Source organism: Deltaproteobacteria bacterium, assembly GCA_019309545.1.
Lineage (GTDB): Bacteria > Desulfobacterota > Desulfobaccia > Desulfobaccales > Desulfobaccaceae > Desulfobacca_B.
Map to the genome: position 1 here is coordinate 36,772 of JAFDGA010000006.1, position 23,796 is coordinate 60,567.

Annotated in this window: 22 protein-coding genes; 2 read left to right on the top strand and 20 right to left on the bottom strand. The window is 54.0% G+C overall.

Annotated features, from left to right (window positions below):
- Positions 1-114: 114 nt before the first annotated feature.
- The 9 genes from JRG72_03010 to JRG72_03050 all read right to left on the bottom strand — a co-directional run bounded on the left by JRG72_03010 (position 115) and on the right by JRG72_03050 (position 12,383).
- The gene (locus JRG72_03010; protein ID MBW2134193.1) at positions 115-3,102 is read right to left on the bottom strand and encodes a phosphoribosylformylglycinamidine synthase; all 2,988 of its coding nucleotides are present in this window, start codon (positions 3,100-3,102) and stop codon (positions 115-117) included.
- Between the two features lie 74 nt (positions 3,103-3,176).
- Positions 3,177-3,692, bottom strand: coding sequence for an ORF6N domain-containing protein (locus JRG72_03015; GenBank protein MBW2134194.1), 516 nt, complete (start codon positions 3,690-3,692; stop codon positions 3,177-3,179).
- A gap of 18 nt (positions 3,693-3,710) precedes the next feature.
- A complete protein-coding gene (locus tag JRG72_03020; protein ID MBW2134195.1) occupies positions 3,711-4,802 on the bottom strand; it encodes a restriction endonuclease, SacI family in 1,092 nt (363 codons plus the stop codon).
- 15 nt (positions 4,803-4,817) lie between these two features.
- The gene (locus JRG72_03025; GenBank protein MBW2134196.1) at positions 4,818-5,654 is read right to left on the bottom strand and encodes a DNA adenine methylase; all 837 of its coding nucleotides are present in this window, start codon (positions 5,652-5,654) and stop codon (positions 4,818-4,820) included.
- 47 nt (positions 5,655-5,701) lie between these two features.
- The gene (thrC, locus tag JRG72_03030) at positions 5,702-7,204 is read right to left on the bottom strand and encodes a threonine synthase (protein ID MBW2134197.1); all 1,503 of its coding nucleotides are present in this window, start codon (positions 7,202-7,204) and stop codon (positions 5,702-5,704) included.
- Between the two features lie 53 nt (positions 7,205-7,257).
- On the bottom strand, positions 7,258-8,628 hold the full coding sequence (locus JRG72_03035) for a sigma-54-dependent Fis family transcriptional regulator (protein MBW2134198.1): 1,371 nt from the start codon (positions 8,626-8,628) through the stop codon (positions 7,258-7,260).
- Positions 8,629-9,086: 458 nt separating this feature from the next.
- Entirely contained in the window at positions 9,087-9,425 is a 339-nt protein-coding gene (locus JRG72_03040; GenBank protein ID MBW2134199.1) for a deoxyribodipyrimidine photo-lyase, read from the bottom strand.
- A 57-nt stretch (positions 9,426-9,482) separates the two neighbouring features.
- A complete protein-coding gene (locus JRG72_03045) occupies positions 9,483-10,928 on the bottom strand; it encodes a two-component sensor histidine kinase (GenBank protein ID MBW2134200.1) in 1,446 nt (481 codons plus the stop codon).
- A 12-nt stretch (positions 10,929-10,940) separates the two neighbouring features.
- Positions 10,941-12,383 carry a glucose-6-phosphate isomerase gene (locus JRG72_03050; GenBank protein ID MBW2134201.1) on the bottom strand — a complete coding sequence of 481 codons (1,443 nt, stop codon included), beginning with the start codon at positions 12,381-12,383 and terminating at the stop codon, positions 10,941-10,943.
- Between the two features lie 247 nt (positions 12,384-12,630).
- Between JRG72_03050 and JRG72_03055 the strand changes: the two genes are divergently transcribed.
- On the top strand, positions 12,631-13,047 hold the full coding sequence (locus tag JRG72_03055; protein ID MBW2134202.1) for a hypothetical protein: 417 nt from the start codon (positions 12,631-12,633) through the stop codon (positions 13,045-13,047).
- Between the two features lie 39 nt (positions 13,048-13,086).
- Positions 13,087-13,842: a prepilin peptidase gene (locus JRG72_03060; protein MBW2134203.1), complete on the top strand. Its 756-nt coding sequence runs from the start codon at positions 13,087-13,089 to the stop codon at positions 13,840-13,842.
- Between the two features lie 48 nt (positions 13,843-13,890).
- Here JRG72_03060 and JRG72_03065 read toward each other — a convergent pair whose 3' ends face one another.
- The 11 genes from JRG72_03065 to JRG72_03115 form a co-directional block, all read right to left on the bottom strand.
- Positions 13,891-14,211 (bottom strand): hypothetical protein, encoded by a 321-nt coding sequence (locus tag JRG72_03065; GenBank protein ID MBW2134204.1) that lies wholly within the window; start codon positions 14,209-14,211, stop codon positions 13,891-13,893.
- Between the two features lie 273 nt (positions 14,212-14,484).
- Complete coding sequence (gene gspD / locus JRG72_03070) at positions 14,485-16,767, bottom strand: type II secretion system secretin GspD (GenBank protein MBW2134205.1); 2,283 nt, start codon at positions 16,765-16,767, stop codon at positions 14,485-14,487.
- 177 nt (positions 16,768-16,944) lie between these two features.
- Positions 16,945-17,580: a hypothetical protein gene (locus JRG72_03075; GenBank protein ID MBW2134206.1), complete on the bottom strand. Its 636-nt coding sequence runs from the start codon at positions 17,578-17,580 to the stop codon at positions 16,945-16,947.
- Positions 17,577-18,143, bottom strand: coding sequence for a hypothetical protein (locus tag JRG72_03080; protein MBW2134207.1), 567 nt, complete (start codon positions 18,141-18,143; stop codon positions 17,577-17,579). The genes JRG72_03075 and JRG72_03080 overlap by 4 nt, the downstream gene beginning before the upstream one ends.
- 4 nt (positions 18,144-18,147) lie before the next feature.
- Positions 18,148-19,572 (bottom strand): pilus assembly protein PilM, encoded by a 1,425-nt coding sequence (gene pilM, locus JRG72_03085; GenBank protein MBW2134208.1) that lies wholly within the window; start codon positions 19,570-19,572, stop codon positions 18,148-18,150.
- Between the two features lie 27 nt (positions 19,573-19,599).
- On the bottom strand, positions 19,600-20,595 hold the full coding sequence (locus JRG72_03090) for a general secretion pathway protein GspK (GenBank protein MBW2134209.1): 996 nt from the start codon (positions 20,593-20,595) through the stop codon (positions 19,600-19,602).
- Entirely contained in the window at positions 20,564-21,211 is a 648-nt protein-coding gene (locus JRG72_03095) for a prepilin-type N-terminal cleavage/methylation domain-containing protein (GenBank protein ID MBW2134210.1), read from the bottom strand. The genes JRG72_03090 and JRG72_03095 overlap by 32 nt, the downstream gene beginning before the upstream one ends.
- Positions 21,190-21,687 carry a prepilin-type N-terminal cleavage/methylation domain-containing protein gene (locus tag JRG72_03100; GenBank protein ID MBW2134211.1) on the bottom strand — a complete coding sequence of 166 codons (498 nt, stop codon included), beginning with the start codon at positions 21,685-21,687 and terminating at the stop codon, positions 21,190-21,192. The genes JRG72_03095 and JRG72_03100 overlap by 22 nt, the downstream gene beginning before the upstream one ends.
- Positions 21,668-22,075 (bottom strand): GspH/FimT family pseudopilin, encoded by a 408-nt coding sequence (locus JRG72_03105; GenBank protein MBW2134212.1) that lies wholly within the window; start codon positions 22,073-22,075, stop codon positions 21,668-21,670. Before JRG72_03105 ends, JRG72_03100 begins: the two co-directional genes overlap by 20 nt.
- A gap of 55 nt (positions 22,076-22,130) precedes the next feature.
- A complete protein-coding gene (gspG, locus tag JRG72_03110; GenBank protein MBW2134213.1) occupies positions 22,131-22,568 on the bottom strand; it encodes a type II secretion system major pseudopilin GspG in 438 nt (145 codons plus the stop codon).
- A 15-nt stretch (positions 22,569-22,583) separates the two neighbouring features.
- Positions 22,584-23,795, bottom strand: a complete 1,212-nt coding sequence (locus JRG72_03115) for a type II secretion system F family protein (protein MBW2134214.1) — start codon at positions 23,793-23,795, stop codon at positions 22,584-22,586.
- Between the last annotated feature and the right edge of the window lies 1 nt (position 23,796).

The following is a 23,796-nucleotide window of genomic DNA, read 5'->3' on the forward strand; positions in this document are numbered from 1 at the left end:
TTTATTCATAAAGACAACTTTTTAGCAGGACAAGTCTTCCTGGCTGTCTCAACTTTCGTAATTTTAGAGTAGGGGCGACCGGCGGGTCACCCCTACGACTTGGGCCCCCAAATTTCAGATTAATCCCCTAAAGCGTCTCTGCCAACTGGCTTTCAGGTCCAAGACCGAGGTCTGGATGAGTAATTCGTCCTGGCGCCGGACCACAAACTGGTCATCGGCCCGGACCTGGCCCAGCAAAGTCAGGGGCTGGCCGGACATCAGGGTCTCAAAGGCTTCCCGGTCCGCCGGGGCGACGCTGATCAGCAAGCGGCCAGCCGATTCCGAATACAAGGCGACCTGATGGCTTTGCCCCTCGGCCACCGGAGTCAGATCCACTTCTTGTCCCAACTCGCCCGCCATGGCCTGGAGAGCCAGGTGGACGGCCAGACCGCCCCGGTAAACCCCGTGCATAGAAGCCAGTAAGGCCTGGTTGATCGCCTTTTCCAGGGCCTGATAGCGAGCCTGGAACTCTGCCGGACGCACCTGCGGCACCTGGAGCCCCAAGTAACCCCAAAGCTCATAAAGCTCCGACCCTCCCAGTTCGTCCTCGGTCTCGCCCACCAGATAGACCAGGTCACCGGGGGTTTTCAGGTCCATAGTCAGGCAGCGCCGGACATCCGGGACCAGGCTGACCGCGGTAAACAATAGCGTCGGCAATCCCGACACCTTGTGGGTTTCGCCATACGCCCCGGCCAGATGGCCGTCGATATACATGCTGTCTTTGCCGGACAGCAAGGGGATGCCATAGGCCAGACAGAGATCGCGCAAGGCCCAGTTGGCCCGCACCAGTTGGGCGGCCTTAAATTTGCCGTCCGGATTCTTGATTGGATCATACTGAATATTCGGCCAACAGAAATTATCCACCCCGGAGATATGCTCCAGACGACCGCCGACTGTCAGGACCCGGCGCACCGCTTCATCAATAGTAACCGCGGTCATATGGTAGGTATCAATCCGGCCATAAGCCGGGTGGAGAGCCTGACTCAGGGCCAGCCCCCGCCAGGACTCCATCCGGGGGCGGATTACCACTGCGTCGCTGGGGGTATCGGCCTTTTTGCCCACCAGGGGTTTGATGACGCTACCGCCCTGCACTTCATGATCGTATTGCCGGGCGATCCACTCCCGAGAGCAGAGGTTGGGGCGATCCAGCATGGCATGAAGCAGAGCGGTGTGGTCCTGAACCTCTCCTATCACCGGTTCGGTTAAGCCCCGGGCCGCGGGCGGATTCCATTCGGCCTGGAACTGCCACTGGGGAAAATCGGCCTGGAGAAAATCGAGGTCGATATAGGCGCAGGTCTGATCCTGGTAGCGCAGATGCACCGCCCCGGAGTCGGTATAGCGGCCAATCACCGTGGCTTCGACTGCGTGTTTGGCGGCCAGGGCCAGGAACTGAGCCTCATGTTCCGGGCGGACCGCCACCACCATGCGCTCCTGGGATTCGGAGACCCAGATTTCCCACTGATCCAGGCCCTCATATTTTAGCGGCACTCGATCCAGCCAGACCTCACAGCCATTGGACCACCGGGCTGATTCGCCGATGGCTGAAGACAAACCGCCGCCACCGCAGTCGGTAATAAAGGCAATGTAGCCCCGGTCGCGGGCCTCGAGCAGGAAATCGTGCATCTTTTTCTGGGTATAGGGGTCGCCGATCTGCACATGCCCAGCCGGAGTGTGGGCCCCGTAAACTTCCGAGGAGGCGGTCACTCCGTGAATGCCATCCTTACCCACCCGGCCGCCGCACATGATAATCAAATCACCGGGGGAAGTGGTCTTCTGGGCGGCATTCTCACCCTGGATTTTATTGGGTATCAACCCCAAGGCGGCCACGAACACCAGACACTTGCCCAAGTAGCTGGGATCAAAATAGAGCACTCCGAGCGGGGTGGGAATGCCGCTTTTATTGCCGCCGTCTTTGACCCCTTCGATGACCCCGTCCAGCAGTCGCCGAGGGTGCAGATGCGGCTGTAAGGGCCCCCGATAATCCCGGGGGCCGACACAGTAGCCATACAGACCGGCAATCAGCTTGGAGCCTTTGCCGGTGCCCAGCGGATCGCGATAGACCCCGACGATGCCGGTCAGCGCGCCGCCGTAGGCCTCCATATTGGAGGGCGAATTGTGGGTTTCGCCGGTAATCACATAACTGTAGTCATCATCAAAACGGCCTACCCCGGCATTATCCCAGAGCACCGACACCACCCAGGACTTTTGCCGGGCCAGTTTTAGGGTGGGTTCTTCGATGCAGGTCTTGAACAGGCTGTTAACCGTAACCTGCTCGCCCGTTACCTGGTCGTGATAATGAAACAACCCCCGGAAAGTGTTGTGATTACAGTGATCGCTGCGGGCCTGGGCAATGTATTCCAGTTCCACGTCCGTAGGCAGACCGAGCCCAAAGTTAGCCCGCCGGGCCTGCACTTCCGGCCGCAGATAATAGGCCCGGATCACCGGGATATCCTGCTCCTGGAGGGCCAGATTGCGAAGCTCGCTGAGTTCTTGCAAAGTGGCGTCGCTGTCGATATTGAAGGTGGTGACGATGGGCAGATGGTCAAGCCGCACCTGGGGGATGATCAACCCAATGCCGGTTTGCGGGTTCCAGGCATCTGGGGAATACACCCGAAATTCCTGAATAATATCGTTGGCCAGCAATTCCTGGGCCACTCGGGCAACATCCCTGGAAGAAATGCCGGTTCCTTCAAACAGGTATAATTTTGACGTATAGACCGCCGCCTGCGCGTCCAGAGAACGCCCCAAAAAAGCCTCGATGGCTTCTACCGCCGTAGCCCCCGGGTTATCCCGTACTCCGGGCCGGAGCCCCACCCAGACCGCCCAATCAAAACGGTCAGCCAATGGTTGATAACTGGAAATCTGGGTCACCGGGTTGGTAAAGATCTGGGTGCGGATGGCCTCCAATTCGCACCCGGAGAGCTGGGCATCAATGGTCAGGATGTGGATAACCCGCACCCGGGAGAATTCCAGGCCAAAATATTCTTTGGCTTTCCGCCGGATGGCTTCGCCCTCGGCATCCACCAGTTCCGGCCGCCAGGTGATTTCTAATCGCGCCGCCATTAGTTCCCTTTTATAATCCCTATAGAGCCTCCGGCAAAATTATTCTTATTCTCAACCCAAAAATTAGAGTTTATTCACTCTCCCAGAAAACCGATGCGGCGACGCTTGGGCGCCGGTGGGGTCATGAGTTGATGGATAGCCTCAAAGACGATCTGGAACTGAGCATCGTATTTTTTTTCCAGGGCCGCCAGTTTTTGGGCCAGTTCCTTATGGGTGGCCAGCATCCGTCGCAGCCGAATAAAGGTGCGGATGATTTCGATATTGACCTGGATCGCCCTAGGGCTGTTGAGCACGCTGGAGAGCATCGCCACCCCTTGTTCGGTAAAGGCATAGGGCGGATAACGCCGGCCGCCCCACTGTTTTGAGCTCACAGATTGTGATCTCAAGAGAGTAAACTCCTCTTTGGTAAGCTGAAACATGAAATCTTCGGGAAAGCGGTCCCGGTGGCGTTTGACGGCCTGGACCAAAACCCGGGTTTCAACCTCATAAAGCCTGGCCAGATCGGCATCCAGGATAACTTTTTCGCCCCGGATCAATATGATGGACTGTTCAATCCGTTCAGCCGGCATGAGCGAAGGCTTCGTTTCCATATCCTGGATAACCTAACGTTAAATAGCGAATATTTTATTAAGTTGCTCGTTCCATGCTATTTTGATAAGTTTAGGAACATGTGGTTCTTCTAATAGCCGCATCATCTCTTTATTAAACAATGCCCTTCCAGCTTTGCCGATGGTAGCCAGCAACATTAAAATCCAATTTTTGATTTCGACAAAATTTACTTCATGACCCTGGGCAAAATATTGTCGAGCCTGCTCCATGGTTTCCGAGGAGGGAGGAGAAGTTTTTAAACAGAACAGATAATCCTCAATTCCGGCAGGGGCGATTTTTGTATTAAAGGTTGCCACAACTCGCGATCTGTCCACTGGGCGTTCGGTTACTTCAACCGCCATAAGCGTCTGCCCCTGGCTGGTAATGGTTATATCACCACCCGCGCCCGAAGCAACATCAGCGACATTAATATCTTGCGAATTTATTGTCCAATTTTGCAAGCCAAACAAATGCTTAATGGTAAAAAAGGTAGCTACTACTAAGATCAATGGAAATCTACCGCCGCTGGGAGTATTAAGCAGACCGGAAATCAAAGTGTCGTATTGGTCCAGGCTAAGTCTCTGTGGCCTAAAGAGCGGTATTGCAGCACTTTCCCGTAATTTAACAAACTTATACAAGTGGTATTGCAAAAAATTTCCGAGTTCAGCATCTACTGAAGTTGATTCTAAGTAATTTAAAAGACTAAGGAAAGCATCATAACCTTTTTTATCTCTCAAGCCATCCCGTGTAGTCAGATCAAAGCGGACCGAGCGTCGGAATACACTTAGATAGAGGCCATGAGTTGATGGAATACGCTTTTCATGTAAAAAGGGATTTATAACCTTTTCATCGAGGCTGCGACCACTGAAGGCGTTTGGCCCCAGATCTGTGTATGGTTGGCGGATATTAATAGATTTATCTAATATTCTGGCTAAAGTACAACCTAAAAGGACTTCACGATAGGCCTGGGTTTTAGATCGGAACAGAGTCTGTAAAGCAGTCTGGATATCGTCCCTTACGGGTAGGGCAGCCCCTTGGAGAACGGCTTTTTCAGCTGCAAGTATGGATTTTTCCAGCAACTCTCGAGCCAGATGGTAATCAATTGCAGACATGCTAATCAGGTTCCTTCAATAATTCATCCACAAAGCCTCTTGGCGTAACTTTTTTATAGAGTGACAATGCTTAGGAGGCGCGTCAAAGCGGCGCCAACCTTCATAAAGCTTATCCAAGATATCGCAACGATAACCAGAAACTGCTACTTTACCCTTGCAGTTGACCAATACTGTGGCTAGTTGGCGGTGCTCCAATTCATCCATCTCAAAGCCATAGGCTTTGCTATCTCCCCGTGTATCATGCACGTAAGGGGGATCGCAATAGAATAGCGTTCCTGCCCCATCATATAATTTGATCAGTTCAATTGCTGGACGATTTTCGATTTGTACTCGAAGCAAACGCAAAGCAATGTCAGGGAGATCTTCGACACTGCCGAGCCAGCGCGACACTACTCCAGACATCCCGGCTCGGCTAGTGTTCTTGCAATTTGCCCATCTTCCCAGGGTTGCGGTTTGGGCTAAGCCGGTTCTAGCCTGACGGGCGCGGACAAAAAACCGGCGGGCACGTTCAACCTCAGATAGGGAGCCGACATCGCAGTTTATAGCAAAGAAGAATTCTTCCCGAGAAAATGGCGTCAGGGCTATAGCCTGGATCAGCTCGTCTTTTTTGTCGCGCAAGATACGAAAGAAATTAACTACCTCTCCATCTATATCGTTATAAGTCTCAACCGGTGATGGTTCACGATTAAGGAGTACCGCCGCTGACCCTCCGAAAGGCTCGCAGTAGTGATGGCATTTAGGTAAGAGGGGTAAAAGCCAATCAAGATGGTTAAACTTCCCGCCGTACCAACCGAATACTATTCGCCTTTTGCGATTCCGGGGGCGAATGAGTTTGTTATTTTTATCCTCTATATCCAGAAAAATTGGTGACAGCGATTTCTGCACAACTTTCTCTCTTCCTAATCTTCGTCCCTGGATTTCAAAGCTAATATGGCTGCCAATTGCTTGACTAGATCCTGGGTAAACGTCTGCTGTGCGGCCGGAGATGCGGGGCGGCCCGATGCCAGATTTACCTGCGGGGTCAGCAATTGCGGGTGGTTCTGATATTCGGGCTTAGGCACCACCTCAAATTCCGGCGGGAAGCTGTTGTCGAAATACATCTGCTGAAAGGAGCTGAATTTGAGGGCATGGGCGGTGGCATCCAGCACCGCCTCTTCGTCCCGATTGACCAGACCGGCTCGCAGGGCCGCCCGCAATCCGGCCAGGGATTCGCCGCCCTGGGTGCAGGCAATGTGGCCGTTGCGGTTGGCCAAGAGCATCGAGTCCATGATCTCCTGTTCCGTGACCTGGACTACCGCAAAGCTGCCCTCGCCAGCCCGGCGCAGATACTCCTCTACCCGGTGGATGACCCGCGGCATGGAGACTGGCCGACCGATCATGGCGGCCTGGGCCACGCTCGCCTTGACGGTGACCGGAACGAAGATGCGCTTGGTGGGGTTCTGCTCCTGGTAATAGCGAAACACCGGGTCGGCATGGTGCGATTGTACCCCCAGAACCCGGGGCAGGGTGTCGATGATACCCAAATCATGGAACCGCAATAAGCCTTCCAGCACCGCGGTGATGTTCCCGGCATTGCCGATGGGGATCACGATAACCTTTTTTTTCAGGTGAAAATCGTACCACTGGGCGATTTCATAGGCATAAGACTCCTGCCCCCGGATGCGCCAGCTATTTTTGGAGTTGAGCAGCGCCACGTGGTAGCGCTCCGACAGGGCCTCCACCACCCGCATGCAATCGTCAAAGACGCCGGGAATCTCAAACACCCGGGTGCCGCTGCCCAGGGGCTGGGAAAGCTGCTGGGGGGTGACTTTGCCCTGTGGCAGCAGCACTGCCGAAGCTAGCTTATCCCCCAGATAGGAGGCATACAGGGCGGCGGCTGCCGAGGTGTCGCCGGTAGAGGCGCAGATCGCCAATACGCCCTCCAGGTTGCGGGTGCGGATGAGATAGTTGAGGTAACTCAAGGCGGCAGCCATGCCCCGGTCCTTGAAAGAGGCACTGGGGTTCTGGCCGTCGTTTTTGTAATAAAAGGCCATGCCGATTTCATTCTGCAGGCGGCTATTGGCGGCTACCTGGGGGGTATGGCCTTCTCCCAGATAGATGATGTCCTCCGGGGGCATGACCGGAGCAATCAGCTCATGATAAAGAAAAATACCTTTTACTGCTGCAATATTTAACATTTTCCGGTAATTGAACAGCCGCCGCCAGAAGCTGCCGGGCAGCTGCCAGAGGCGGTCAGCGGCCTTGTCCTCCAGCAAAAACAGGCCCTGGCAGCGGGGACAGGTATAGAGCAATTCATCAATGCCATATTCCGCCCCGCACTCCAGACAGCGATAGACCATTTCCCCCTTAGGGGTAGGGATGAGATAAGGTTGTAAATCTTCCGGAAAATCTTTGAGTTCCACAATCGCTCCTCAACCGCTCAGAGGGCTGGTCTGGGTAAGACACAAATCGCCCTCTAGACATTCAGATGATATTTCTTCAGCTTATACTGCAACAGGCTTTTGGTAATTCCCAGCAGTTCGGCGGCCCGAACCTGGACCTGGCCGGAATGTTCCAAGGCCCGCCGGATCATCAGTTCTTCAATGCGTTCCAGGGCTTCGGGTAAGGGGGTGTTGAGGGGGACCAGGCGGTCAATGTCAAACTCGCTTTCGGGCCGGGTGGTGGCCAGATTGGGGGGCAAATCAGCCGGAGTAATGACGTCGCCACTGCGAAGAATTACGGCCCGTTCGATGACATTTTCCAATTCCCGGACATTACCCGGCCAAGAATGCCGGGTTAAGATTCTCATGGTCTCCGGATCCACCCGGACTTCGCCCTGAGCGTTTTCCTGGGTATATTTTTGAATAAAATGAGTCACGAGGAGCGGGATATCCTCGGGCCGCTGGCGCAGCGGCGGAATCTCCAGGTGGACCACATTAAGGCGGTAAAACAGGTCTTCTCGAAAATTCCCTTCGTCGACTTCGGCTTTTAAATCCCGATTAGAAGCGGCCACTAGGCGCACGTCCACCCGCAGGGTACGCGATCCGCCTACCCGCTCAAACTCCATTTCCTGCAGGACTCGCAGTAATTTGACCTGCAGGGCCGGAGACATCTCGGTCACTTCGTCCAGGAACAGGGTGCCGCCGTCGGCCAGCTCAAACCGGCCTTTGCGGAGGGCCACGGCGTGGGTGAAGGCACCTTTTTCATGGCCGAAAAGCTCACTTTCCAGCAGGGTCTCGGTCAAGGCCCCGCAATTTACCGAGATAAAGGGCCTTTGGCTGCGGGGGCTGCGTTGATGAATGGCCCGGGCGATCAGCTCCTTACCAGTGCCACTTTCGCCAGTGATCAGGACCGTTACCCGAGTTTGGGCCACTTTTTCTACCAGGGCAAAGATCTCCTGCATGGCCCGGCTGTTGCCGACAATATTCTCGAACCGGTACTTTTGGGCCAGGTCCTGACGGAGACGTCGGTTCTCGTCCAGAAGATGCCGTAATTCCAAGGCCTTGGCAATAGTGACGAGAATCTCCTCGTTTTTGAAGGGCTTGGTGATGTAGTCGAAGGCCCCTTTTTTCATGGCCTCCACCGCTTTTTCCACCGTGCCGAAGGCGGTCATGATGATTACCGGCAAGTCGGGATTAAGGTGCTGGATTTCTTCCATCAATTCGATGCCGCTGACTCTGGGCATTTTCATATCGGTGATGATCAGATCCAGATCATTATGGCGGACAATCTTCTGGGCTTCGGTGGCGCTTTCGGCGGTCAGCACTTCGTATCCAGCCCCGGAAAGCAAGGCCTCCATGACCAGCAGATAATTTTTTTCATCATCAACAACCAGGATGGTATCCATAAATTCCCTGGAAATTTTAGTTTGGAGTCCGAACGCCTAATTATCACTCAGATCATAAAATAAAATAAATGAATAGGGGTCAGAAAAAAGCTCTGGGGAGAGGGAGCGGCGGTCCCTCGCCCTCCCCTCAAAGTAATCTTTTAAATGCTCGTAGTAATATACCTGAAAAATATTATTACGCTAAAGCCAGGCTGATCAGCATAGCCAAGTTATAACAGTATAATGGCAAAGCTAGGGTAACAGATGATTTTAAAGCTCACCATCAAGCTTTTAACTTAACTATGACCTTATTACCTGAGGTAACTCCCTAAAGTACGGAATTTTCGCTGTCCGCCAAGAAGCCATATAATGAGCGGCTTTTTCCCGACTTTACAAACTTTTTTTAATATAGGCTTTAATATGGAATTTTGCTTTATAGGCATTATAACTCATGTAGCGGATTTTGCCAAATATCTGGCTCACCCTAGGCCTGGGGATGCCTGGCCCGGGGTGGGAAATCTTCCAGAAATTCCGGCCAAGCCCGATGAATTTTGGGCGGCAAGGTTCCGTGGCAGTTCCTGAAGCCCCTGGATCATAAAGGAGTATTGTTTTAAGGCAGCATTTAAGAAACGCGGTACCAGGCAAAAAACTACCAAAAGCGGGGCCCCTTGTTTTAAGGCTTGTTCCTGAGAGAAGAGCAAGGCCCAATTATCATGGACCCGTTGATCCCGACGCATCCAGTAGATGACCGGGCCACTTTTAATTTCAGCCGAATTTAGAACTCTTGCCGGTCGGGGATTCCTAAGCTCACCAACCATCCGGCTAAGTTGTTGAATCGCTGGGCAGGAAGGACCATCGGGCGGGAATTTATTGGTTCACTCCGCATCTGGCAACATGATGATGACGGTAGTCCCCTGGCCCGGGGTGCTGTCGATGTCAATAGTGCCGCGGTGGCTTTCGATAATGCTTTTTACGATCGACAGCCCCAAACCGCTACCCATATCCTTGGTAGTAAAAAAAGGATTGAAGATTTTGCTGATAGCTTCCGCCTCAATCCCTTCGCCATTATCCTGTACCTGGATCAGGGCACCCTCGTTATGGGGCCCGAATCTAGTGGTCACGGTGATCTTACCCCCCTCGGGCAGAGCCTGAATGGCATTGAGCAAAATATTTAAAAAGGCCCGGTAGAGGAGATCAGGGTCGGCCGTCAAAGGATGGCCGTCAAGACTATAATGCCTGTCCACCGTGATGTGGTGTTTCTCAATCTCCGGCTGGAGAAGTTCAAGATTGCGCTCCAGGATTTCTTCCGGGTTGCAGGGCCGCAGGTTGGGTTCGCGCGGCCGGGCAAAGTCAAGGAATTCCGTCACGGTCTGGTTGAGTCGGTTCGATTCCTCCACAATAATCTGCGCCAGTCGGTCCTGGGGCTCATATTTGGCCAGGCGTTGCCGCAAGAGTTCTGCCGTGGAACTGATAATTCCCAGGGGGTTGCGGATTTCGTGCGCCACCCCGGCGATCATCTCCCCCAGGGCCGCCAGTTTTTCGGCCTGATTGAGCTGGGCTAACAGAGCCTTTTGTTCTTCGTGCCGCCGCTCTAAAATTATCTCCGCCTTTTTGACAATTTGCCGCAGAATTAGGAATAAGAGACCCATGATCACCACCAGGGTGGTGATGATAAAGAGCTGGAACCAACCGATTTCGGCCAGATCTTGGGAAATATCCTGAGTGATTTCAAACACCCCGATCACCGGCCCCAGTTCCGGGGTCAATTTTCTCTCTAGTCGGAAGGGAATATAGGTTTTCAGTTGTTGGGGTGCGGTCAAATGAAAAAGTAGCAGGTCCAGGAGACTGTTGGGGGCGATCAGACTGGGTTCGCCCAATAAGGCCTTTTTAACCTCAGGAACATCATAACAATCCTCCCCTAAGGGAATGTCGTCGGTACTATAAGAAAGGGTTCCCACCTGATCATAAATGTTCACCTGTTTGATGTGAAAACCATGAATAGTGTGGCGGACTACGGCATCCAGCCGTTCAAACTGCTCGGGATCTTTGATCTGAATTTTTCCCTGATAGCGGATGGCTACGGGCAAGACAAATTGTTGAAAAACCTGATGGTTTAGATTAGCCGCCACCAGCAGGGCGTAATCTTGGCTTTTTTTCAGGGCCAGCTTCTGAGCCCGGTAGACCAGTAGCAGGGTGAGCAGCAGAGTAAAGATCAAAATCACCATGAAGCCGGTAAAAGAGAAAAACTTTACCAGCCGAAAGGTTTCCACATCCTGGCGGTCAGGCCGCCAGGCCAGTTTAAGCCGCTCAAACATTGCCATCAGGCTGCAGTCTCAGATGATTTGATATTGTTCCCGGAGGGGTGGGGCACTCTCTAGTTGCTGTCGATACTCCTCAAATCCCGGTCGGCCCATCAGGCCATAGGTGGTATGCTTGCCCCCCTCCACCCCAGGCTGGTCCAGAGGATTTACCCCCAATAGTCCTCCCAAGCTTACGGTCATTACCTCAAAAAGGAAGAGCAGTTGTCCGATGGTAAAGGCATTGATCTCCGGGAGCCGGATGGTCAGATTGGGACGTCCGTTGCGCATGAGATTGAAGGCGGTGGCGGTTTTCTCCGCTTTGATCAGTTCGTTCAGGGTATGACCGCCCAGATAACTTAAGCCTTCGAGCTCTGGGTAGAGGGAGGGAAGCGCCACGTGATGCTGAAAGTTTTCCACCTCTAAAAAAGTAATTACTTTATCAAATGGACCCTCAATATAAAGCTGAAGCTGGGAGTGTTGATCCGTGGCTCCCAAGGCTCGCACCGGGGTAGGGCCGACGTTGACTATCTGACCTTGGAGGTTGAATTTTTTCCCCAGGCTTTCGGCCCAGATCTGGCAGAACCACTCCGCCACCCCGGACAGGGACGAGGCATATGGCATTAATACCTGAATCGGCCGATTCTTGCGGGTATAGAAAAGATAATAAATCGCCGCCAGCCGATACGCCAGATTATTTTTGAATTCCGGCTCCTTGAGGCACACATCCATAAAGCGGGCACCGGCCATTAATTCATCTATGTCAATCCCCACCATTTCGGCCGGAAACATGCCGACCGCGCTGAAGATCGAAAACCGGCCGCCCACCTTGGGGGGGATGGTAAGACTTCTAAACCCTTCCGATTGCGCCAGGCGGCGGAGATTACCCTGTTCTGGATCAGTGGTCAGGATCACCCGATCTCGGGCTCGTGCTTCTCCTAACCGGCCTTTTAACATTCCGTAAACAAACAAGAATTGGCTCAGGGTTTCGGCCGTACTACCTGATTTAGATATAACATTAAAGACGGTGCGACGCAAATCGACCGCGTCTAAGAGGCCGTAAAAGCCGTCCGGATCAATATTATCCGCGACCAACAACCGCGGCCTATGATGCCGCCGGGCGAGGGCCAATAGATTATGCTGGGGATGACACAGGGCCTGATGCAAGGCCCGGGCCCCCAGGGCTGACCCGCCGATTCCCAGGACAATAAAATCCCAGAACCACTCCAATAGGGGTTTGGCCAGGTTTTTGACCTCGGTGATGGTCTCTTGCCGATAAGGAAGCTCATAAAAGGCTAATTTCCCCTGTTGCCGGCGGGTTTTTAAATCCTGGTCGATCTCTTGAATACGGGTTGTTAATTCATCCAGTTCTTCGGAGCGCAAACCATTTTGTACTCCCACAAAGTCGGCCATGGCATAATTATAATCCAGCGTCAAGGCCATGGCGCGGGTCCATTTTGCATCCTGATAACGCTTCATAGCTTCTCCCGGTATTATCCGCTTCTGGTTGATGATCCGATAAATTAAAGGCAGTATCTAAACTTTCGGGATAAGTTAATTTAGCCCAGAAAAATTCTTGATTCAAGGGAAATATATTTTTGTATCGGGGCCCTATTCATTTCCGGGAGGGCAGCTAAACCAGGTTAAAAAATAATGTGAAAAATAATTGCTCGATTTAAAATTTTGATTGTATAGTAGAAGTACCGTCTTTAGAGAAAATCAAGAAATGATAAAAATCTGCCCCTTGATTCGGCAAAAAGTTTGGCTGCTGGGCCTGATACTGTGGTTGGGGGCCGCCTGTGCCCCCCAGATGGTGCCGGCCCCGCTTACCTGGCCCAGCGTGGTTATCACTGAGGATGGCTTGGCCTATTATGTGCGTGGCTTGAGGCTTCCCGGGACTCGCCAGGAGCTCCGGGTCCGGGAAGCAGGGGCCAATACCTGGATCCCCTTAACCCTGATCCAACGCCTGGAGTTCACTGGCCCGGACCAGGACGGTTATCGCCCGGCTAAAATTGTTCTGACCTCTGGAGAGGCTCTGCAGTCGGAAATTTCAATCAATTACATTTTGGAAGGCAACACTGACCTGGGCTACTGGAATATGCCCCTAACCAAGGTAAGCCGCCTCGAGGTAGGAACCGAGTAAGTCGAGGCTGACGTTGCCGAGCCGGTCGGGACCAACCTGATGATCGCTTATCTTCTGGCCTTCCTGGCAGGTCTGGCTCTGGGGAGTTTCCTTAATGTGGTAATCACTCGGCTTCCCCAGGGGGAACCGGTGTGGGCCGGCCGGTCCCGCTGCCCGCAATGCCGCCACCCAATCCCCTGGTATGACAACCTGCCGATTATCAGTTTTATCTGGCTGAAAGGTAGATGCCGCTTCTGTCAGGGTGACATTCCGTGGCGCTATCCCGCTGTTGAATTGGCGGGCGGATTACTGGCCCTGGGGCTATGGGCCCGGTTCCCGGGGGAGCCGCTGCTGTTCGCCTATGGGCCGTTTACCGCCGCCCTGGTGATCCTGACCGGGCTTGATCTGGAACATCAGTGGCTTCCCGATATCATCACTCTACCCGGCATTGCTCTGGGGCTGGTCTTGGCCCTGATACTGCCCCATCTTTCCTTTAGCCAGGCGTTAGCCGGGGCAGTGGCAGGTGCCGCTCTGTTGCAAGCCATAGGCTGGGGTTATGGGAAAGTGACCGGGCGTCAGGGTTTGGGCGGCGGGGATGTCAAGCTGCTGGCTCTGATCGGGGCCTTTTTGGGCCTCAAATCGATTCCGGTGGTGATTCTGATCAGCGCCACCCTGGGGAGTCTAGGCGGCGGGATGTTGGCCTGGAAAAGCGGCCAGGGGCGCTTAACTCCGATCCCCTTCGGCCCTTTTCTGGGTTTGGCTGCTTTGGTCTACCTCTTTGCCGAGCCAGATCTACTTGGTTTAATATTCTGGTAGCCCGTCATCTAGATGAAAATTATCTTATTATCCCACCGCTTGAAAGGCTCAAGGCAGCCAGAATCTTTGATGGCGGTGGAACATATAGTTCTGACCTAAAGGTCGGCCAATGGTCCAGGCCGCAGGCTCCCGCACCAGTCCGCGGGCGGCCTGACCGGTGCTGCCAGAGGGCAGGGTGAAGGGTAGGGTGGCTACCAGGGTGGCAAATCCCACCGCAGTGGCTGCAATCCCAATCGGCCGCCCCACCAGACCATCGAGGAACATAACCTCCGGACTGGGTTTGCTCTGAGAGTAGTTTTGGGCTGTGGCGATACTGCTGCCCAGTGCCAATCCCAATATCAGAATACCTACCATCAACAGCCGGCTCATGTGCGCCTCCCCTGGTGGCTCTGTTTAGCCATAAATTTTGATTAATATAATATTTTCTTAATTAATTTTCAATTACTGAATATAGCATTTTTTGCTGATTATTATCGTCATCCTTATCGTCTTCTCTCGGCAAGGACTTCTCGCTCAAATCTCCCAAGAGCCATTGGATCAGTCCGACCACCAGAGCGGCTCAGCTAACCATAAAAATATCCGGGGGGCCTAAAAAGCACTCGGTATCCGGGTTTCTCAATTATGGTGGCGGGATATACTATTTCATGGCGCCCTCGGAGGTCTAGGTTGGGTCTTTTTCTGCCATTCGGGACTTAATTCTTCCAGAGGGATGCGGTGCTTGACTTCATCGGTGAGGCGGGCTCCCTCTTCCAGGCTGGAGATAATGTGGGGGGTAATCAGCACCAAAAGCTCGGTCTTTTCTCTTTTCACCTCTTCGCTGCCAAACAGCGCTCCCAGCAAGGGGATCTTGCGCAAGCCGGGAATGCCATAGGCCGTCCGGGTCGCATCCTCCCGGATCAGACCGCCCAAGACGATAGTCTGATTGTCGCCGGTGATCAGAGAAGTCTTGGCAGTGCGGATGATAAAGGTGGGGCTGGCTTCCACCCCAGTGGTAGTGGGGACCGCGGCGCTCACCTCCTGAGTGATGTCCAGGGTCACCAGGCCCTTGGCATTGATCTGGGGTTTCACAAGCATGATAATCCCAGTACTGCGGTATTCCACCGTCTGGGTCTGTAAAGAGGTTGTCTGGCTGATCAGGGGGACCGCCTGGGAAGTCAGAATGGGAACATCCTGGCCGATCTGGATACGGGCTTCTTGATTGTTGGCTGCCATGATGTGGGGCGAGGCCAGGATGTTGACCTTGCCCTCTTCGGCCAGCATATGGATCAAGCCTCGGAATTCATTTAAGGAATCCCGGACCGCAAACGTAAAGCCGCCGATGGCCTTGGAAAAGGCGGCTGAGGGTCCTTGCAAGATATTTAGACTGGGGGTGCCGTTCTTGGTTTTAGGGGTGACCAGTTTGGAGTTCAAAAACCACTCTACGCCATACTTGAGATCGCCGGTGAGCCGCACTTCGGCAATCAAGATCTCATTCAGCACCTGACGGGGCATAAGGTCCAGGCGCTGCAAGAGCTGAGAAATCACCCGCCATTCATGGGGAGGGGCGACTATCACCAGCAGGTTGTTCTCTTCGTCCGGGATGATGCGCACCCCTTCCTTAGGGGAGACCTCTGGGGCCGCGGCTTCGGCTAAGGGAACGGCCTGTTCCTTCTGTCCCTCTAACAGGCCTCCGCCCGGGCCTCGCCTTCTTTCAATACTGCCAGCGCCGCCTCCTGATTGCCCCAAACCTGAGGTCCTGGTTCCACCCATGATGCCGGTTCCTAGACCTCCTTCCCCTGCAGCACCAGACTGTCCCAAGAAAGTGGGGCGGCGGTCCTCAGGTTCAACCTCCTTTACCTCCGGCGCCAGGGGCTTGCCACCATATACCTGGGTCAGGAGGTTGGCCAGGTTTCTGGCCTTATAGTTCTCCACGTGATAGACATGGATGTCGGCCAGCATGTCGGTTTTCAGATCTAGCTGGCGAATCCAGTAAAGGGCCCGGTCCATCAGGGGCTTGGAACCGGCCAGGACCAGGATCGAATTAAGTCGGGGGACCGGCAGGAAGCCCACGCCAAATTTCTCCTTGGGGGCTAAAGCACCATATGCGGAAAAAATTACCTCTAACTCAGAAATCAGATTCTGCGGGGAGGTATTATCCACCTTGGCAATCTGAATCTGAGTTTGAGCCAGACTGCGGGTGTCGATCAGGTGGATGAGATTCAGCAGTTTTTCCAGATTGGCAGGATAATCGACCAGGATTAAGGAATTATTTGCAGCTTCAGAGATGGATCCGCCGGGAGACATTAGGGGCTTCAGAACCGGCATCATCTCTTTGGCGGCGGTCTGCTCTAAGAAAACTACCTGGACGGTCATCCCGGTCGGCGGAATCCCTCGGGTATAGACCGGTAAGGCCTGCGCCCCAACCTTGTCTGCCGGGACAATCTTATAAACATTGACATCTCTGATCAAGGCGGCCCCATTCACCAACAACAGGGTTTCCAGGATGGATAACAGTTCGCTCTGACTCAGCTTGCCGGTGGCTCGCACGCTGGCTTTGCCTTTGACCCGGGGATCGATTAAGTAGTTGATCCCCATGGTGTCCGCCAGAACCCCGATGGTTTCCACCAGGTCAGCATTTTTTAAATTGAGGTCAATAGGATAGATCTTCTCGTCTTTGCGTTTGGGACGCTGGATAGTTTGGATTTTCTTGAGAGCCTGAGCATAGTCCTGCAGGAACCGGTCATCCTGAGGCAAATTCCCGGGGAGCGGTTCTCTGGGTTTGGAGTCTGGGATCGGACGGGGAGGGGGTGCCGGGCCAGTGGATACCTGCACTGGTATCTGTCTAGAAACCACGGCCGGGTAAGGGGATTGCTCTGCTGGCGAGGCGCATCCGACCATACCCAACAACAGAAACCCGATCAGTATCTGAATAAGCCGACTAGCCATGATCCATCGATTTTTAATTTTAGCCAAATTAAAATAAGAAGGCTGCCATCAAGGTCTTATACCGATTAGCTTTCAAATGAGTAATTTTATCCTTTATCCCCTCTCCCCTGCTGGCGGGGGAGAGGGCGAGGGTTAGGAGGCATTTTAGCTCTTTGATCGCAACTTGTTATTATCTGGTTAAATCGAATCCTCGATCACTTCTTCCTCCCACATCTCCTCTGGGGCAATTTCTTCTTGGAGTCCCTCGGGCTCCACCATTTCTTCGGGCGGTACTTCAGGTTCCTCACTCTCCAGGGACGGCCCTCCCCTCAGTGCTGAACCCCGCGGAGACTGCACCAGGGGGGTTGGGAAGGTTAGAGTTTTGCTAATCCCTTTTCCCTGGAACAGCACCGCTTCTGTACAGATTTCCACTACTTTGAAGCCCCGCCATTCCTCACCTTGGCGGACTACCTGAACCTGGGGTCGCCCCCTGGAATCAGGCGAACTGATGATAGCCGCCTTTTCCTGGCCGATGATGATGATTCCCTGGAGTTTGCCGCCCTCTAGAGTAGCCTGACCTTTGCTCGGATCAGGGCAGAGATGAAACGCCATGCGTTGGGGACTGAACAGGTCTTTGGTCTGGACTATCTGAAAAGCACTCAGCGGCTGCTTATCGGCCAGGACCGGAACCTGGGGCACAGCCACCCCGGCTTTGGCATTGGCCTTGACGGGCAGCGTCGTTTCACCGCTCCAGACCCCGATGATGGCCCCCAGCAACAGGGCGTTTGCCACTAATAACAAAATATCCCAGATGCGACCCTGGCGCCAGATCATCCCTTGGACTCCCGCTTGATCACCCCGGCAATTTCCATGCTGACTCGCAACATACTGGCCCGCCGTGACAAGGCATGGCTGCGGGCCGCGTTGATCTCTAATTGCGTGAGATACAGAAGCTTTCGGTGATGTTCCAGATAGTAGAGAAATTTCAGTAATTGTTCAATGTTGGCCGAAAGTTGCACCTGGACCGGCACTTCTAGATAAGACCCGGCTTCCCGAGAAGGTAACACATTTATACTGATCAACTTAAGACCCTGGTCGCCGGACAGGGTTTTGAGGATTTCCTGAAGATCAGCGGCTGCCACCGCAGGATTGCTCCCGGAAAGAAATTTGGTCTCGGCCTGGGTCAAGGCGTCGTTTAGTGTTTGGTGGACTTGGGCCACTCTGCTTTGCTCTGCCAACAAATTCTGGTAATGTCGTAGCATTAGTTGTTTTTTTTCCAGCTCCTGGGCCCAATCATTTTTCATATCCAGCAGTGGAAAGATGATCCCAAAGATAACCACGATAAACAGCAGCAGTCCGCCCAGTCCCCAGGCCAGGCGCCGTTGCTGATCGGACAATTTATCAAGATCCCATCCCCAGGACCTTAATTTCTGCTTTAATTTTAAAATGCTCGCGTCCATTAGCATCAGTGACGATAGGAGAGGCGAATTCGGTTTTGGTAAACCAACCGGATTGCTCCATCAGGGGAATCAGGTCTGCCGCTGATCGGGAGACCCCCCCCATTTCCAGTTGCCGTTCGTTACATTTCAGATAAAAAAGCCAGGTGTTTTCAGGAATTAAGTTGGTCAACTCCTTCAGCAAATTAAGTTTTCGAGGGTATTGCTCCAGCCGTTGTTCAAGACTTTCCAGAGTTTTCGCCATTTCCTGGCTTTCGCTCAATTGCCGGGCGACCTGGCGGGTTTCAGGCCCCAGACGGGCCAGAAGGCGATTGGTCTGATACAGGTGGACCCGCTTATGAATCATCAGGCTTCCAGCCCATAAGCAGCTTAAACCGATCAGGACCACCAGTAATATCTTGGTGAGAAAAAGTCCCCTTAATTTTACCTTGGACCTCTCGGTTTCCGGGAGGAGATTGGTTTGCAGGGGGACTTTCCTCAGACCCCGGAGGGCCGCACCCAAAGCCGGTAGGCCCCCCCCCAGGTCACTGGCCGCAGGCAGACCTTTAACCTGGAGTTGATCTGGGTTAATTATCGAGAGCTCGTGCCCCTCCGTGAGGGGATTGAGGTCAGCTTCTGGCGTTTCCCACCCAGACCGGCATAAAGCTTCGGGCATTGCCCCCTGTTCTCGAAGACGATCGATTTCGGCGAGTAGCCGGGGGACGGTTTTTTCCGTCGGTGCTAACCGAACCTGACGATAGGCTCGAATTCGTCGCCCTTCGAGATGAATGAGCTCAAAACCCTCGGAATCAGTGCGCCACACAAGCCAGGAAGCGGGCAATCTTTTCACCAGGGTGCCAAAGGCATTTATCGTAGCGGTTATTTCCGGCTCCACGGTAATGGTTCTCAAGCCCGCCTGTTCTAGCAAGTTGAGGCAGTCCTCCACCGGCTCCCGCGGCTGCCCCATCAGCAGCAGTTGAACCTCGGTATCCGTCTCTTTTATCACCTGAAAATCAAAGTAAAGGGAGTCGGCGGGAAACGGAAAAAAACGGTCTAGCTCATATTGTACCACTTGGGAGAGGTTTTCCGCTACGGCCCGGGGCAGTATTGCCTGTCTAATAAAACCCAATTCCCGGCCGACCGCCAGGCTCACCGGGCAAAATTGCAACTTCCACGACGTGATAATGGCTTGAAGGTTAATTGACCAGGTCTCCGACCCCCCAGGTGACAAGGGCAGGCAGGCCAGATGACGCAGTTCCAATCCCGACAGACCCTTTTCCACATGGGCCAGAGTAAGGCCGGAGCGGTCCAGATAGGCCCCCAGGCTTTGGGTGCCGGTCAGCAGCTCAGATGAAATTGTCTGCCACCATTGAGGTTTGGTCCAGGTCATATCAGGTTTATCCATCCTAAAAATATGTCAGTCCGGATAATCGTCGGCCCAGTAGACAATGGCCCAGGGAACCGGCTGACCTAAATCAATGCTGACTATTGCCTTGATAGTATGACAGGATTTTTGGTTTTTTACCATACCCTTAGATAAAATTGTAAAAAAAGGCGAGGTTTCAAAGCCGATCAAACTTTCTAGGCGTTGAAATGCCACCGCCCCAGCCACTGCCGCCACCTCGTTGGGAAGGCGAAAGGATTTTTCCTGCCGGGCCATACTTATCCGGGTGGCCTGGGGCCGGGAAAAACCAATGGCCTGCAGAACCTCCAGGGAGGCAGTGTTGATATTGATTTCGGGACCATTTTTATTAACCGTAAAGTAATCCGCTAAATGCGGGAGCAACTGGCTGTACCCCAGGCCTTTCACCCAACCCAGTTCTTCCACCACATCAAATCCGGTGTTTTTGGCAGGATAAGCAGGATTAAGGCGGAGATAATAGGGGCTTTCCGCTCCCTGCGGCCTGGTCAGGGCATCGGTGTCCCGCCAGTCCATGATAGCGGCAACCAGGGACTGGCCAGACGCTTTCTTGTAGCCCAAGGCAGCGAATAATTTGCCCAGGATTTTCTGATCGGCCAGATTGAGATTGATCTTTCCGCCTTCATCAGCTACCCGGACCTCCACCCGGCCCCCTGCAATTTCCAGAATATGAAGCTTCTGATCGCCCCGCCAGGTCCCCGCTGGAATAGAAGCCGTAGGCGACTCCATTATTGCCGCCTCGGCCAGTTTAAGCTCCACTAGCTTCCCTAACGCGTAATGCACTCCGGCCTGGGCCAGACTGTGGCATTGGCAAGACTCTTGAAAATTGGCGGTTAACTTAATTTCATTGCGCCATTCGTAAGCCCCGGTCAGGATTACCACACTGATCAGGCCCAGAATCCAGATCACCAGCAACAGCACCACCCCTTCTTCTGAGGCCGGAGGGCAGCGCCGGGGAGGGTTATTCAGGTTTAGACTGGAATTCGGCAACATGAATGGGAATCTGCCAGGTTCTGGTTTCTTGACACGGCAAGGCCAGATGCATTAGCACCCGATCCGGCAAGCGTCCATCACGCAGCCCGTTCCAGGTGCTGTACTCTTTTGAACCCAGCCCATAAGTAAACCGCAGGCCCTCTATGTTGTTGATCAGAATCTGCCTTACCTCCACTCCTTCGCGGTCCTGCCGCCAGTTGACAATTTTAGATTGCTCCAGGGCCAAACAGCCTTGACCAGATGCATCACGGCCGACAAAAACCCGCATGTGATATAGCCCCCCCAGATTGTGGGCTTCCAGGGACACCGTGGTAAGAAATTTTATCGCTTGTGGCTCCCCGTCAAAATACAATCGGTTCTTGGTGTACAGGGCTTTAGGGACGGCCGAGGACAGGGTGCGTTCCAAATAACGCGTACCCACCCGCAGTTCCTGTAAGGCCTCTACTTTGTCCTGGGCATGGCGGGTGGCCTTCAAACTCAAGTTTAAGGCCGCGTAGGCCACCAGGCTTAACAGACTCACAAGTACCAGGGAAGCCATGAGTTCCAGCAGAGTAAACCCAGAGTTTCCCGGACCTGCTCGCGGACCGGCCCGCATCATGACTTTTTGCGGCGGCACATGGATCTCAGGGTCTGCAGCGCCAGGGTCTTGGCCCGGCCCCGCTCTTCCCAGGAAACGCTGACTTGCAAATGATAGCAGATTACCTCGAAATCCCATATCTTGTGGGAAACCCGATATTGTGGTGTTATCTGCACCTGATAGGTAAAAGGCCCTTCTCGGCCCTGATGACGGCCGCGAGTCAATGATTCCTGGATACTGTATTGCTGGAGTACCTTGTTAGCGACCAGAAGGGCATAAGTTCGGCGTTGGACTGCGTCTTGGGCCTGTAGCCCGGCGCTTAACACCTGCAGAATGGCTACCATGACCAGGGCCATCAGGGCCGTGGCCACCATTACCTCCAAGAGGCTGAAGCCAGCTTCTCCAATCCTGCCGCGCCTTTCCCCTGAAAGTGGACGGGACTGCCAGTTGCTTATGATGACCACCTCCGCCTGAGCCCCATCCGGCGGACCAATGTTATGAACCCAGCCTGACACGTCCGGTGATCACCTTAACATCGAGGCGATAGCGCCGGCCATCCGGGTCGGAAAGCTCCAGCCGGCCGCCGCTGGAACTGCCATCGCTATAAAAGGCAATATATCCCTGGCGTAAGGTTGGGTTTTGCCACACCAGGTGGGCGTCGGCAACCTGCAATTGGGACGGCCACGCTCCGTGGCGGGGGATATTTTCCACCCAATAACGCCCGGCCTGCAGGTCAAAAAAAACCCGGACCCGCTGGCGCTCTGTCGCCGCGGTGCTGCGCGCTGCCCGCAGTGTGGCCGCCAACTCCCGCAGGCTGCCACGGGTCTTCTCCTTTTCCCAGCTCCGTCTCAGTCCGGGCAGCACCAAGCCCATGATCATTACCATCAGGATCAGGACGACCATCAGTTCCAGTAAGGAAAAGCCGCCTTCGGCCCCGGGAAATCGGCGATGGTCTAGACTACCTGGTCTCCTCAGCCTGCCAATTGGTAATATCCTGATTATCACCCTCTCCACCCTGGGAACCATCGGCTCCTAAAGATATCAGATCATAAGGACCATGCTCGCCCGGAAATTTATAGATATAATCATTTCCCCAGGGATCTTTGGGGACCGCTTTGTTCAAATACGGCCCGGACCACTGGGCCAGATTGGACGGACGCTGATAAAGAGCCTGCAAGCCTTCCTCCTCGGTGGGATAACGGCCGATATCTAGATAAAACAGGTCCAGGGCGGTACCCAGAAGCTGCATCTGGGTGGCGGCGGTCTTTACCTTGGCTTTTCCTACCCGACCCATCAAGCGGGGGGCCACCAGAGCCGCCAACAGGCCCAGAATAAAAAGCACGATCATAAGCTCGATCAAGGTAAAACCAGAGTCTCGACGGTCTTTTTTGGTCAAAATAAACAGCCCTCCTTAGAACGAGACTTCGTAAAGGTTTAAAATAGGTAACAGTAATGACACAATGATGAACGCCACCAGCAGAGCCATGGTCAATATCAGCAGCGGCTCCAGCAAAGCTAATAAACGCCGCACCCCGGCCCGGGTCTCGGTCTCCAACGAGTCCGCCGCCGAGAGCAGCATCTCTGATAAATGGCCGGTCTCCTCCCCGATGGCAATCATCTGCAAAAACAGTTCCGGGAAGACATCGGTCTTTTTCAATAGTACGGAAAGTGGTTGTCCTTTTTTGACCTCTTCCAGGATCCCGGAGAAGGATTGGGCCAGATAGCGGTTGGTCACCGTATCGACCACCACCTGGAGCGCGGCCACCAGCGGAACGCCATTATTCAACAAGGTGCCCAGGGTCTTAGCGAAAAAAGCCGCGGTTACCTGCCGGGAGAGGCTGCCCACCAGCGGGGCCTGCAGCTTGAGTCGGTCCAGCAACAATCGCCCGCGGGAGGTGCGGCTCAGGCGGATCGCCACTAAACCCGCTAGGACGGTAAGCAGCCCGCCCAGCCACCAGTAGGCTCGGAAACCCTGACTGCACCATAACAATAACCTGGTCGACCAGTAAAGGCCTTGCCCCATCTCCTGAAAAAAGAGTTCGAAGCGGGGGACCACATAAACCAGCATGACCACCACCGACAGACTGCCCACTATGGCCAGGATGGCCGGATAGATGAGGGCCGAAAACAGGTAGCCCCTAAGTTCGGTAACCGTCCTCAGATAATCACCCAGTCGTGATAAGGCCACTTCCAGGAAACCACCGGTCTCCCCGGCCCGGACCACGCTGAGGTAAAGGGGGGAGAAGGCCTTATGGCGACCGAGGGCCTCGGATAATGCCTTGCCGCCTTGCAGGTCCTGGAGCAACTGGCTGAGTATGGCTTGCATCCCTGGTCGTTTAGTTACCACGAGCAGGGCCTTCAAACTCCGGTCCAACGGCAGCCCAGCTTTCAGGAGCGCCGCCAGTTCCTGAGTGAAGTGGAGCACCTGATTAAGGGAGATGCGCCGGCGGCCCACCGGCAGCCGCTTCTTCCACCCCTGGGTTTCCGCTTCCCCGGTGATGCGTAAGGGTATCAAGCCACCCTGTTGCAAATGCTGTACTACCAGTCGCTCTTCCCGTGCCTCCAGGCTGCCCTGGATGATATTACCGGTAGGATCTGTGGCCCGGTAGTAGAAAATAGGCATC

Coding starts and splice junctions, on each gene's coding strand:
- JRG72_03010 (MBW2134193.1), bottom strand. CDS start 3,102: ATGGCGGCGCGATTAGAAATCACCTGGCGGCCGGAACTGGTGGATGCC.
- JRG72_03090 (MBW2134209.1), bottom strand. CDS start 20,595: ATGTTGCCGAATTCCAGTCTAAACCTGAATAACCCTCCCCGGCGCTGC.
- JRG72_03020 (MBW2134195.1), bottom strand. CDS start 4,802: ATGTCTGCAATTGATTACCATCTGGCTCGAGAGTTGCTGGAAAAATCC.
- JRG72_03055 (MBW2134202.1), top strand. CDS start 12,631: ATGATAAAAATCTGCCCCTTGATTCGGCAAAAAGTTTGGCTGCTGGGC.
- JRG72_03115 (MBW2134214.1), bottom strand. CDS start 23,795: ATGCCTATTTTCTACTACCGGGCCACAGATCCTACCGGTAATATCATC.
- JRG72_03050 (MBW2134201.1), bottom strand. CDS start 12,383: ATGAAGCGTTATCAGGATGCAAAATGGACCCGCGCCATGGCCTTGACG.
- gspD (MBW2134205.1), bottom strand. CDS start 16,767: ATGGCTAGTCGGCTTATTCAGATACTGATCGGGTTTCTGTTGTTGGGT.
- JRG72_03105 (MBW2134212.1), bottom strand. CDS start 22,075: ATGGTCGTCCTGATCCTGATGGTAATGATCATGGGCTTGGTGCTGCCC.
- JRG72_03040 (MBW2134199.1), bottom strand. CDS start 9,425: ATGGTTGGTGAGCTTAGGAATCCCCGACCGGCAAGAGTTCTAAATTCG.
- JRG72_03065 (MBW2134204.1), bottom strand. CDS start 14,211: ATGAGCCGGCTGTTGATGGTAGGTATTCTGATATTGGGATTGGCACTG.
- JRG72_03045 (MBW2134200.1), bottom strand. CDS start 10,928: ATGGCAATGTTTGAGCGGCTTAAACTGGCCTGGCGGCCTGACCGCCAG.
- pilM (MBW2134208.1), bottom strand. CDS start 19,572: ATGACCTGGACCAAACCTCAATGGTGGCAGACAATTTCATCTGAGCTG.
- JRG72_03075 (MBW2134206.1), bottom strand. CDS start 17,580: ATGATCTGGCGCCAGGGTCGCATCTGGGATATTTTGTTATTAGTGGCA.
- JRG72_03060 (MBW2134203.1), top strand. CDS start 13,087: ATGATCGCTTATCTTCTGGCCTTCCTGGCAGGTCTGGCTCTGGGGAGT.
- JRG72_03015 (MBW2134194.1), bottom strand. CDS start 3,692: ATGGAAACGAAGCCTTCGCTCATGCCGGCTGAACGGATTGAACAGTCC.
- JRG72_03035 (MBW2134198.1), bottom strand. CDS start 8,628: ATGGATACCATCCTGGTTGTTGATGATGAAAAAAATTATCTGCTGGTC.